General features: G+C 27.7%; 11 protein-coding genes. 3 read left to right on the forward strand and 8 right to left on the reverse strand.

What is annotated here, in order from left to right:
• Window positions 1–31: 31 nt before the first annotated feature.
• The 4 genes from psyc5s11_RS18385 to psyc5s11_RS18400 all read right to left on the reverse strand — a co-directional run bounded on the left by psyc5s11_RS18385 (window position 32) and on the right by psyc5s11_RS18400 (window position 1,730).
• Window positions 32–589, reverse strand: coding sequence for a hypothetical protein (locus tag psyc5s11_RS18385; protein WP_224033935.1), 558 nt, complete (start codon window positions 587–589; stop codon window positions 32–34).
• Window positions 590–615: 26 nt separating this feature from the next.
• Window positions 616–777, reverse strand: a complete 162-nt coding sequence (locus psyc5s11_RS18390) for a hypothetical protein (RefSeq protein ID WP_224033936.1) — start codon at window positions 775–777, stop codon at window positions 616–618.
• Window positions 778–853: 76 nt separating this feature from the next.
• Complete coding sequence (locus tag psyc5s11_RS18395) at window positions 854–1,063, reverse strand: hypothetical protein (RefSeq protein WP_224033937.1); 210 nt, start codon at window positions 1,061–1,063, stop codon at window positions 854–856.
• Between the two features lie 7 nt (window positions 1,064–1,070).
• A complete protein-coding gene (locus psyc5s11_RS18400; RefSeq protein ID WP_224033938.1) occupies window positions 1,071–1,730 on the reverse strand; it encodes a helix-turn-helix domain-containing protein in 660 nt (219 codons plus the stop codon).
• Window positions 1,731–1,895: 165 nt separating this feature from the next.
• On the opposite strand from psyc5s11_RS18400, the gene psyc5s11_RS18405 reads away from it, so the two are divergent.
• Entirely contained in the window at window positions 1,896–2,060 is a 165-nt protein-coding gene (locus tag psyc5s11_RS18405; protein WP_224033939.1) for a hypothetical protein, read from the forward strand.
• A gap of 212 nt (window positions 2,061–2,272) precedes the next feature.
• Here the strand turns inward: psyc5s11_RS18405 and psyc5s11_RS18410 are convergent, their stop codons facing one another.
• Entirely contained in the window at window positions 2,273–3,082 is an 810-nt protein-coding gene (locus psyc5s11_RS18410) for a DUF2845 domain-containing protein (RefSeq protein ID WP_224033940.1), read from the reverse strand.
• A gap of 285 nt (window positions 3,083–3,367) precedes the next feature.
• Between psyc5s11_RS18410 and psyc5s11_RS18415 the strand changes: the two genes are divergently transcribed.
• Window positions 3,368–4,657 carry an ATP-binding protein gene (locus psyc5s11_RS18415; RefSeq protein ID WP_224033941.1) on the forward strand — a complete coding sequence of 430 codons (1,290 nt, stop codon included), beginning with the start codon at window positions 3,368–3,370 and terminating at the stop codon, window positions 4,655–4,657.
• A 558-nt stretch (window positions 4,658–5,215) separates the two neighbouring features.
• Here psyc5s11_RS18415 and psyc5s11_RS18420 read toward each other — a convergent pair.
• The 3 genes from psyc5s11_RS18420 to psyc5s11_RS18430 form a co-directional block, all read right to left on the reverse strand.
• Window positions 5,216–7,762: an ATP-dependent helicase gene (locus psyc5s11_RS18420; protein ID WP_224033942.1), complete on the reverse strand. Its 2,547-nt coding sequence runs from the start codon at window positions 7,760–7,762 to the stop codon at window positions 5,216–5,218.
• A 155-nt stretch (window positions 7,763–7,917) separates the two neighbouring features.
• Entirely contained in the window at window positions 7,918–8,883 is a 966-nt protein-coding gene (locus psyc5s11_RS18425) for a tyrosine-type recombinase/integrase (protein ID WP_224033943.1), read from the reverse strand.
• Window positions 8,884–8,989: 106 nt separating this feature from the next.
• Window positions 8,990–10,993, reverse strand: coding sequence for an ATP-dependent helicase (locus psyc5s11_RS18430; protein WP_224033944.1), 2,004 nt, complete (start codon window positions 10,991–10,993; stop codon window positions 8,990–8,992).
• Window positions 10,994–11,395: 402 nt separating this feature from the next.
• Between psyc5s11_RS18430 and psyc5s11_RS18435 the strand changes: the two genes are divergently transcribed.
• The gene (locus psyc5s11_RS18435; RefSeq protein WP_224033945.1) at window positions 11,396–12,880 is read left to right on the forward strand and encodes a nicotinate phosphoribosyltransferase; all 1,485 of its coding nucleotides are present in this window, start codon (window positions 11,396–11,398) and stop codon (window positions 12,878–12,880) included.
• Window positions 12,881–13,039 lie beyond the last annotated feature (159 nt).

Here is a 13,039-nt window from a genome sequence, read left to right on the forward strand (position 1 = left end):
AAAAAGAATATGTATTCAACTTTTTTATTATTTAAACTAAATCAATAATAAACTTCTCTTCTTCTTCATTAATCATTATTGTAATCAATATCTGATTTTCTCTTTCATCTGTATAAGTTGCACTTATAAAGCGTTCCTCAAAACTCCATATATCCATTCCAAAGGCTTTATAGAAACTGTCAGAATCTACTATTTTCATTTGCATTTCTTCCTTTTCTTCATCTGCATAGAAGCTGTTATATTCATCCTCTGGAATTATTGCAAAATCATAATCTTGGTTTTGGTCTACAAAACATAAGAAATCTGTATATTCAGCTTCTTGCTGAGTTAAAACATTAATAAAGTTTTTAAGCTTTGCATCTGGATACTTATACACATCAACAGTATTTTTTCTTTCGTCAAATACACAATGAGCATTTCCAATAGCTTCTGTTAAAGTTTTATTTCCTATATTAGTTGCATTAAACAAATTTATAATAGTTTCTTTTGGACTTGAGTTTTCTTTCTTTTCTGTTATGTAGGATAAGTCCTTTAATAAATTAATTGAAAATTCATTTTGATTAACTCTTTCTAATAATGATAAACACATGATACATTCCTCCTAAAATTCTTTTATTATAATAAAATTTCTATATTACCTTTGATCCATTCAGAATTTATTTCCCTAGACAGTAACTTGTTTATATATTCATTTATTCTACCTATTTCTTCTAGATTTACATTAATATTATTCTCCTCGGCTGCTTTAATTATTAGTTCATATAAATTTAAACTCATTTATTATTCCCCCCTTGGTTTTAGGGTAACTTTAAGCTATACTAATCTTGCAAAATGGATTGGTGGTAGCTTAGAGTTACTGCCTTTTTCCTTTAAATTGTATTTTTCCACTTCTATACTTTTCATATTCTCTTCGTGCATCTTCCATTGTCATTTCATCAATAGACCATCTAAGACCATTAAATAATTTTTTTACCTCTTTATCATCACATTCAATTATTCTACAAGCACGAATTATATAACCTTTCATAGTTTCATTAAGATTATCTGTATTGACTGTATTCATTTTATTTTCACTCCCATCCTAATAATTTTTCCTCTAAATTTTTATAAAATGCCTCAGTATAGTTCCTGCTACTGCAATTCTCAATGAAAGGTATTGATTTTTTAGAATGGTTTTGTTTAGTGTTTTGGCTTATATCTGCATTAACTTCTGTAAGTTTTTTTATATACCCATATGCGTTTTTAATGCCTTTACCGAGAGTATATTCTGCATACTCTATAACTTTCTCTACTTTGTTTTTCGATAGCGCTAAGAGCCTCTGTGCTTGATTCTGTGTCATGCTAGTTAATTCTATTACCTTAGATTCTTCTTCCGTTAATTCTGTAAAATGTACTTGTCCAGTAATTGGAGGTTTCCCATTGCTATCATTTGGTTTTGAATTACTTTGGTTAATGAATAATTCGATATTAACTACATAATAGCGGTTATTCGTATGTGACCTATCTACTTTTATCAACTCCTTTTTCTCTAACTTTTTAATGGTGCTACTTATGCGATTTTTAGAAGTAGTATTAAATGACTGCATTATTTGTTCAAACGTAAGAAATGAATATCCGTATTTGGTATTATGGTACTCAAAAAAGAGTTCCAATAGATATTGCTCATTAATTTTAAGATTTTGAGTTCTAATATATTTCCTAAATTTAATAAAATCTTTATACACGCTCATTTCTTACTACCTCCTCCCGCTTACACACAGGTGTAACACCTCTGCTATATTTATCATTATACATAGGTGTTACACTGTTGTCAATATTTTTTTGTAATTTATTGTTTTAGTTATTTTCTCATGCTATAATTACATTAAGACAAATACTTAGGAGGTGTTTTAAGTATGGCAATATCAGAAGATAAGAAGAGAATTTATATATCTTTAGAAGATGACTTGCTTGATATTTTAAAACAAGAAGCAAAAAAGAATAGACGATATCCAAGTGATGAGATTGCTATTTTAATAGAAAAATATTTAAAACCACAATATGAAGCTGAAAAAAAGTAGATACCTAAATTATTAAGTATCTACTTTTTTTATTGCCTTTATATAATTGTAGTTAATATAGACTTATAGTAATTAATATAAGAAATAATAGTAGTTAATATATAGTATTGTTTTTATACCTTAGTTGCTTGGTCGAGTATTAGAGTAATACTTTTGGGGTTGGTTTGAGGTATCAAAAAAGGACTACCTATGGTAATCTTTTAATTAAAAAATTAATTTTGTATTGATGTAAGTATTCCATTATCAAAATATAAATATCTATTTCCACTATAAACCCACTGTTCATTAGTCCCATATTTTGTAGTAGTTTTATTAATATCTTTTGGTTTTCCCCAACTTGAAGCTAGTACTTCACTTTTAGTCATCCCAATACTAACGCCTTTAGTCTTGCGTATCTCTTCTTCATTCTTACGTAGTATTTCGTTTGCTATATCTGCCTTTTCTTTATACTCTGCATCTTGTTTATCCTTTGCTTCTTTTTCCTCACGTTTTGTCTCACGGTCATTTTTTTCTATTAATTGTTCAGCACCATCTAATGAACTGAAGTTTTTATCTCTACACATTTTAACTTTATTAAGATAACCACTATTATTAGGAAAATAGCTATCTAATAATGATATAGCTTCATCATAATTATGTTTAGCTAGTTGTTCATTAATACTAATTCTTTTCTGTTCTTCTGTTAAATCATTTAATGAAGTAATTTGATTGACTTGGCATAATTTGATTCTTATAATATAAAAATCACGAAGATCCAAATTATCAGCAAAATAATTATCGACTAATGTTTCAGCTCCTTCATAATTGTTTTTAGTTAGTTGCTTATTTATATTACTTAGTTTTTTATCTTCTGTTAAATTATATCCTGTTTGATATTTATAATTATCATAATGCAAATACCCACCTATACATCCAATTAAGACAATCATCAACAATACACCTATTATTATCTTTTTCTTTTTTGATATGTTAGAAAATTTCGCTTTATCATTATTTTCATATCCACACTTATTACACTTCATAATTCTCCCCCTAATTCCCCATATAACATAATTATACTATTATATATATTTAGTAACAAATAATTTATATTTGTTGAGTGCAAAATAAGACTAGGTTCCAAACCGTGATATACCTTTTATTATTTATTGTTTAATTGATATCAAATTTCAACTTTTTGTATTTTTTATGTAGTTACCGATCCTTTCATATAAAGACTGTGTTATTACTGCAATAAAAACAAGTCTTATTTCAAAATAATTTTTATGCTAAGATGTTGGTGGAATCTTGTATGGAGGTAACAATATATGTCAAATAAACCAACTAAATTTACCACGAAATTGATTTTTCCGAAATGTAGAAACACCGATTACTCCGCCACAATCCTATTATGTAAAGATATACCAACCTTTATAGAGACCAATAAAGAGATAAAATATAACCAACTAGAATTGAATGATAAAAACTTCAATACTTATTATCATAAATTTCTATTTATTGCAAATAAAGCTTTGCAATTTAAGGGTACAAAACTTACATACAATGATGAAGCAATTGTTCCTGAATTTTTACATAAAATATTTATTAGTCTACACGAAAATAATGCAGATGAAAAATCCAATAAAGAAGTGATTAAAACTACTGAAATCCAAAATTCATTAGAGATAAAAAATGAAAAAATACTAAAACAAAATGAAATTTTTTCTATTGAAAAAGAGTCCTCCTCCGAAAGTTCTATAGATAAACTCATGGATGAAATCACAAAGACTAAAACAACAGAGGAGAGGAAACGAAATATACCTAAAGTGACTTTTGTTGATATTGGTGGGATAGATAATGTTCTACAAGAAATTAGAGAAAGCGTTGAATTGCCTCTAAAAGCACCTCAAATTTTTAAACATTTAGGTATAAAGCCACATAAAGGTATTTTATTATACGGAGAGCCTGGTTGCGGTAAGACACTCATAGCAAAAGCAATTGCAAATGAAACCAATGCTCATTTTATTTCAATTAAAGCTTCTGAGTTAATGAGTATGTGGCATGGACTATCTGAATCGAATTTAAGAAAAATTTTTGAAGAAGCTAAGGAAAGACAGCCGAGTGTAATTTATTTTGATGAAATAGATTCTGTAGGTAGAAAAAGAACTGGTGACGAGAGAGAAAGATTTGACGCTAAATTCTTAACACAGCTTTTATCATTAATGGATGGAGTAGAAGATTACGGGGATATATGTGTAATTGGCTCTACAAATAGGATTGATATTCTAGATGAAGCGTTGCTTAGATCTGGACGTTTCGATTTAAAAATTGAAATTGAGAAACCCGATCAAAAGGGATGTTTAGATATTTTAAATAAAGTAATTAGAGAAATGCCTATCGATAAAACTTTTGATAGAGAAACTTTTTCGTATAAACTGGTAGGATTATCTGGAGCAGATATTACATTTATAGCAACTGAAGCAGGTTATAATTGTATGAGAAGAAATATTGATTTAGAAAATATCCTTAAAGGAATTAGTTGTAAAATCAATCTTAATAAACTAAATATTACAGTTGAAGATTTTAATAAAGCTTTAGAAAAAGTTAGTATTATTTAATTTGATATAATATTTGTAAAGTAGTTAAATATATTATCATTTACTCTTTTTACAATTTTCAACACACAAGAACAGCTTACATTCCTAAGTAAGTCGTTCTTGTTTATTTGATATAATATTTATAAAACGCCTCAACCGATATTATTATATTTATTAAGTTAACTTCGCTTAGTGTGTATATAGCCCTCTTAACTGCCTCACAGTTACAACTAAATAAATATAAAGCAAATATCAGCATTCACAATGCAAGCCATTAAAAGGCAATATGATGGCAAATTGGCTACACACCAATTGCATCTTCAGATTTTCTTTCAATAATCGTAACTTTTAACTATTTGCCCATATTTTTATTAATTGAAATAACATTATTAATATGTATATTAATATTATGCTTTCTACAACTAATTTTCCTAATATTAATCCTACCATGTTCTCACCTCGCTATTTTGAGTATAGACACATTAAGGTAGTTTTAATCTAATACATACAAAAATTTTATAAACTAATTTAACTCAAGTAGCTCAATTGAGTTTGAACTACTATTTCTTCTCTTCCCTACTAAATCAACTTCTTTTTTATTTCTTCGACGAATATAGATGGCATATTCCCATTATCTAGTGGACACGTTATAAACGCTTTTTTCTTTGCCCTAGTAAGTGCTACATACATCAATCGACGCTCTTCTTCTATTGTTGTTGGAGGTTCAGCTTTTTCTTGACATAAAGTCATATTTATACTTTCCTCTGGTATAGCTCTTTGAGAAGGAAATGAATTTTCACTACAACCTACTATAAATACATTTTCAAAAGCTAGTCCCTTGCTTTTGTGGATGGTTAAGAAATAAACTCCATTAAAATTTCCATTATCATATAACTTCTTTTTATTTTCATTTTCCTTTTTCTTAGAATTATCTTTATTTACCTGCTCATACTCATTAACTATTTCATTAAAACTAAAGTAAGCTAAAGCATCTGTTTCTATATTTGTCCACTTCTCAGCATTGGGTTTTTCTTTACTAAATTTCATCAATATTGAAATAAGTTCAATAGTCTTTACTAATTTACCTTTGCATATTTCACTTACAATTTCTATATAACTGTTTATACATTGTTCTTCTTTTTCTGAAAGTTTAAATTTCAATTGATTACTACTAATAAATGTTACTAATTGATCAATATCATATAATTTACCATTTTTATTTTCATAATATTGCCTTTTTATATCTTCATTTTTTAAGGCTTCAGACTTTATAAAAGTTTTTTCAGCTACAGAGAACATAAATTTATTCCAATCTTCTTCAAATTGTTTTGATTTAATTAATTCATATATATTTTGAAAATATGTTTTAAAAGGATAAGTATTTGCTAAAGAAGTATCTACATCTTTCTCAATAATATATGGAATTTTTCTTTCTTCAAACTCTTTTACTAAGTCTACAACTTGATGAGTTGAACGAAATAAAATTACGCTCTGCGTAAAATTCGGATAATCATCTAGACTTTTTAAATTAGCATTGTCCTCAACTAGTTCTTTTTCTTCATCACTTAACCCTTTAGGTTTAAATGGTTTATTCTTTCCAATGTCATTTACTATTCTACTAATAGTAGTCTTTACTTCATCCCGCTTACTCCCTACTGGATTAACAACTACACTTACCTCTTCGCTTTTATTAAAAGAATCCATTTCAAATGAATATGTAGGCTTATTATTTCTATAATTATGTGTGATTAAATTATTTGCCTTTACAACTATATCTTGAACTGATCTATAATTTTTAAGCAAATTGATTGTATCTAACTTCCCTTCATATATAGAATCAAAATTTTGAATATAGCTTGAGTCAGAACCCCTAAACATATAAATCGCCTGATTAGCATCACCTACAATAATTAGCTTTGTATTAGAAAATTTATGTGTAGGAATAAATTTTTTAATAATATCTATTTGCATTCCATTAGTGTCTTGAAATTCGTCAATAAATATATAATCAAATTTATGCTCTAAATAGCTACTAATTAAATCTTCTTTTTCTCCTATATAATTAGTTATCTTATACATGTTTAATATTTGGTCAGTAAGTAAACATATTTTACCGCTACGTCTATTTTCATCGAATTCACAAAGCATTTTATAAAATCTTTCACTTAAACTTACTTCTGTTTCAGTATTATATTTTTTGCTTTTATCTATTTCATAATGATTTTTAATAATCTCTCGAATCTTTTCATTGGAATATCCCATACTTGACCAATATTCTAACTTACTCTTTATACTTCCTTCTAAATTCTGAAAGCTATAAAGAGTATACTTTATCATCAAATTCTTCAAACAAGTATTATATCTAGAATTACTATTTTCTTCATCATATTTTCCCAAAATAAGATATGGTTTTAAAAAATCAAACTGCTCTAACTCTAGCATTTCCTTAGTAATAGTTTGAAAAATACTATTAAACGTACCTATAACCATCTTATTACAACTTCTATCTGAAATATCGTCTATCCTATCTCTCATTTCATTAGCAGCTTTTCTAGTAAAAGTTATCATACATATTCTTTCCGGAGAAACTTTCTCTACTTTAGTTAAATAAACAGCTTTACTACAAATTGTTTCTGTCTTGCCACTTCCTGCACCTGCAATAATTCTCAGATGATTACCTTTATGCTTAATTGCGGAACGCTGTTCATCATTAAAAGGATTTCCCTTTTTTCTTTCTAACCTTTTGATTATTATATCTTCATATTTATCATTCTCATCATATTCTTCACGGTCAGAATCACTAGGTAAGATAAATTTATTTGATTTTTCTTCAATTTTTTTTATCTTTTCCTCTTCTTTACGCCTTTCTTCATCTTCCTTTAGTTTTATTTTTAATAATATCTCATTAAGTTTCGCGTCCTTTTCATATAGCAGTTTTTCAATTCCCTTAATAGTTGTATCATTTTTCTCCAAAATTTTTTTTAGCTTCACAATTTCATTATTCTTATCTTCATTTTTATTGTGTAGACTTCTAATTTGTTTTTCTAAATCTTTTACAACTAATTCCCCGTCCTTTAATTCATCAATTAGTTTTTGTTTACCTGTTATTAAATTAAATATCCCCATCTATTAACTCCTAATCTTTAAGTTTAGTTCAACTTATTTTAACATAAAATCAAATATTTCACTAAGATTTATAATGTTGTGATACAAAAACTATATAGAACAAAAAAGGACACATACTGCTCTGTATATGCCCTTTATAATATATATTAATTTTACTATTTCTTTCTAATTTTCATTTTTTCATCTTTTTTATTCTTATTTAAAACATCCAATGGATTATATTGTAATAAATCATCTTTAAAATCTATCGGCAATAAGTTTACATACCTTTCAGTGGTTTTTATATTACTGTGGTTGAGGAGCAATTTCAGTCTATAAATATCCCCACCATTTCTGATAAACATAGTCGCAAATGTGTTTCTGAATGTATTTATTCCTCTCATTTTTACCTTACAGTGTTTGAAATAGTTCACAAAATTTTGATGTAAAGTATCATAACTCATTTTAGTCCCATCTAATTTAGGAAATAATATATCACCGTCTTTCAAATTCATTGTCTCAATATAATCTTTCAGTATTAGTTTTAGAGATTTTGACAACGGTATATTCGCCTGTCTTTTTGTTTTCATATGTGCAAATAATATCATTTCTTCTTCAAAATTAATATCTTTTACTTTTATATTTAATAATGTTTCACTTCTGCATCCTGCACCGACTAAGAATGATACTGTTGCAAATGACCTATAGTCCCCCACAACACAAGTATCTAAATCTGGTTTTTTTAAAAGCTTTTTAAGTTCATCCTCAGTATATATTTCTTTTTTCTCTAAAACAACGGTTGGAATCTTAATTTCATATTCTTTTAAATACTCTCTTGTAAAGCAATAAGTAAGAAATGCTTTTAATTTAATTACAAATGTTTGATAGGTATTTCCCTTATACCCATAATCAATCATAGAATTAATCCATCCCTCTACCTTTTTTTGAGTGATAATATTAATTTCATCTTCTGCTGATACATGCTTTAATAATTCATACTTATAAAATCTTTGCTTACTAACTAAAGTCGCCTGTCTTAGCCCTATAGACTTACAATAATCCATGTATTCACTATAACATTCCTCTATTATTTCACTTGAATTATTGTTAATTTTCAGTGTTTTCAATCGTAATTTTGCCATACTAATCATTCCATCCTCTATATCAAAAATTAACTATTTACAGGTATGGAACGAACACACTTTCATTTAATTAAATTACCCTTACAAATCCTCTTGAAACGTCCTACTATATCTTCTCAATTAGACTATTATCAAGCAAAACCTTCAAAGAGAAACTCCTAATAGTATTATCAAAACTTATTGTTATCTTATCATCCTTCAGTTCTTCAATCTCCCCAATACCATAAGTCTTATGCGCTACCCTATCTCCCTCTTCATAACCAAAAGTCTCCACTGGCATATCATTTAACTTTCCTTCAACAATAAACCTAGAAACATCCTTAAACTGACCTTTCCTATTCCTTGGAGAAAATAAATAGAGCTCGTCTATTGCTCGCGTTATACCAACATAAAATAATCTTCTTTCCTCTTCTATGTTTTCTTTTATACTAGATGCATGAGGTATTGTTTCTTCTACGCAATTAATAACATATACATTTTTAAACTCCATGCCTTTCACTCCATGTATAGTACTTAATATAACGCCTTCTCTGTTTGTTTTTTTCTTGCTCTCTGCTATAGTTTGTTTTATTTCTTCTATATGTTGCAAAAATTCAAAAATAGTTTTAAAGCCTTCTGCTGATAATTTAAATTCTTCTATTATATCTTCAAAATCCTCTATACTTTGGTTAAACTTTTGAGCATATCCTTTTAAATGATCTATATACCCCAAATCCATAACTATATATGCAATTGCAGATGACAATGAAATCTTATTTAAGTAATTAATATCTTTCCTTAAGTCATCAAGTTTTTTCTTTTGGAAAGGTGGTGTATCTTGTTTATTCATTAATATAGTAAATGGATTTTCTTCTTGTACATAATTTTTTATATATGCAATGTTACTCTTACTTATATATCTAAAAGGTTTATTTATTATTTGCAAAAAACTATTAAAATCAAATTGATTAATTGATAATTTCAAATATGCAATTAAATCTCTACATATAAAATGTTCAAAGAAATTATATTCCCTATCTAATAATGTAAATGGAATCTTTCTTTTTGTTAAAACGTCTATCATCGTCATAGACTCCATATTTGTTCTATATAATACTGCATTGTCTTCATAAGATACCCCTAGTTTTTTGTTTTCCGATATTATATCAGTTAAGCTTTCAGCCTGCATTTTTTCATTATATGGACTAAACCATTTAATGATGCCCTCATTCTCTTTGTTCCAGTTTATTTCCTTATTGTTTCTTTTTTTATTAAAGCTTATTACATCCTTTGATTTATCAACTATATTCATTTTGCTTCTATAATTAATTGATAAGTAATATTTTTTACCGCCCTTATATATCTTATCAAAATCAACCATATACTCTGGCTTTGAACCTCTAAATGAATAAATACATTGATCTTCATCGCCTACAGCAAAAAGACTATTATCTTCTCCATCATTTAATAATTTCAAAAAGTCAATTTGCATTTCATCACAATCTTGAAATTCATCTACTAATACATATTTAAATAATTTCCTATATGACAAAAGCATGTTTTCATCTTTTTTAAGTAATTCCAATACATCTATAGCTAAATCATCAAAATCTCTTTTATTATGTTCTTTTTTATACCCCTCATATTTTTCTAAGGCTTCCTCAAATATTTCTTTTGTAAGGGTTGGTTTGAATTCGCTTAAAGAAGCTCTAGAAGTTTTATATAAAGAAATATTATTTATTGCCTCTTTTATTTTATCTTCATTAACTTCATCAAAATATTTACTTAAAACATTGCTAACTATTTTATGAGCAATACCACCTTCTATTATATCTATGCTCTCCCCACATCTCAAAAGTATCTTATAAAATAATCCATGGAATGTCCCAAAGAATGGAGACGTATTTTTATTAAAAGCATCTTGATATCTCTTTTTCATATTTAGAGCTGCTGCTTTGGTAAAAGTGATTACTATTATATTCCCATTTGGAACTTTTTTATTTTCTACTAAGTGATTAACTTTATTTATTATAACCGTTGTTTTTCCAGAACCCGGTGCTGCTACTATCAACGCATTTTTTTCTTCTGCCTTAACTGCACTCATCTGGTATTTGTCAAGATTGTATCCCACTATCTGAATCCTTCTTTCTTTTGACTTATCTTCATTTTTATTATACTAGTTTTTACATTTATTGAATGTAACTTCTTTCTTATTTATCTTTAAATTATCTATATCCACCTTAAATTATAACCATAATCACTATTTTTAGAACTATCTTTGCATTCCAAGGATTATTAATAATTTTTAGAACAAATGCATGCCCCCTTATTTGGGTGGATTTATGCATAAGTATGTTTTCACTATGGGTATTTATTTTAAATTCATATATGTCTAAAATTAAGTTATACGCAACTATATTGTAATCAAAGAATTATAGATGTACAATAGTTTTATATGTTTTTATTTATAATGAAATTATATAACAATTATTAAAGAGAAATTATTTTTCTATTTTATTCAAAGGAGATTATTATGAATAATAAATCTAGTTTCAATGTAAAAAATGAAAGAAACTTAACAATGCTAGTTGATTTTTACGAATTAACTATGGGTAATGGTTATTTTGATAAAGGACTTCAAAACAAAATAGCTTATTTTGACATGTTCTTCAGAAGAATTCCTGATGAAGGTGGATATTGTATAATGGCTGGTGTTGAGCAATTAATAGAATATCTACAAGCTCTAAAATTCACTGATAATGATATTACTTATTTAAGAAGTAAAAATACCTTTTCTGAAGAATTTCTTGAATATCTAAAGAACTTTGAATTCACTTGTGATGTTTGGGCAGTTCCAGAAGGAAATCCAGTATTTCCAAATGAACCACTTGTAACTGTTCGTGGTCCAGTAATTCAAGCACAATTTATTGAGACAATGATTCTTTTAACTATAAATCATCAAACATTAATTGCAACAAAAGCTAGTAGAATATGTAGAGCTGCTGAAGGACGCCCTGTAATGGAATTTGGTTCAAGACGTGCTCAAGGATATGACGGTGCCATTTATGGTGCTAGAGCAGCTATCATTGGTGGCTGTAGCTCAACTGCTTGTACTATGTCAGATAGAATGTTTAATATTCCTGCTATAGGTACTATGGCTCATAGTTGGGTTCAATTATATGATACTGAATATGATGCCTTTAAATCTTGGGCAGAAATCTATCCAAATGACTGTGTACTTCTCATCGATACTTATAACGTTGTGAAATCAGGTATTCCAAATGCAATAAGAGTATTTGATGAAGTTTTAAAGCCACTAGGCAAAAGACCTAAGGGTATCAGAATAGATTCTGGTGATATTACTTATTTAACAACTAAATGTAGAGAAATGTTAGATAAAGCTGGATATGAGGATTGTAAAATAGTTATTTCAAACTCCCTTGACGAACATATTATAAAAGATGTTTTAGAGCAAGGTGCTAGTATCGATTCTTTTGGTGTTGGTGAAAGACTTATAACTGCAAGATCTGAACCAGTTTTTGGCGGTGTTTATAAATTAGTTGCATTAGAAAATAATAATGAAATTGTTCCAAAAATTAAAATAAGTGAAAATGAAGAAAAAATAACTAACCCTGGGTTTAAAAAGATAATAAGAATTTTTGATAAAACTTCCCATAAGGCATTAGCTGATTTGATTGCTTTAAGAGATGAAAATATTAATGAAGCTGAACCTTTAGTCTTATTCAATCCAGTTCATACATGGAAGAGAAAAAAAATTAAAAATTATTATACTAAAGACCTTCAAGTACAAATCTTTAAAAGTGGTGAATGTATATATGAATCTCCTAGTGTTTTAGATATCAAAGAATTTTCAAAAATTGAAGTTGATAAACTATGGTCTGAAGTCCTTAGGTTTGAAAATCCTCATACTTATTATGTTGATTTATCACAAAATTTATGGTCTTTAAAGCAATCTTTACTTCATAAATTTACAGATTCATATGACGCACAAGATTAATTATAACTAAGAATCGAAAAGTGATGCTCCAAAAAGGGAGTGTCGCAAAATGATTGATTTTCGATCAAGAGCGATGCTCCTTTTCGATTTAAAGAAAGAAATCTCCCCAAAATTGAAATATCAAATCAATTTTGGGGAGATTTCTGAATTTCAAGCGCA

Origin of the sequence: Clostridium gelidum, assembly GCF_019977655.1 — a bacterium.
GTDB lineage: Bacteria > Bacillota > Clostridia > Clostridiales > Clostridiaceae > Clostridium > Clostridium gelidum.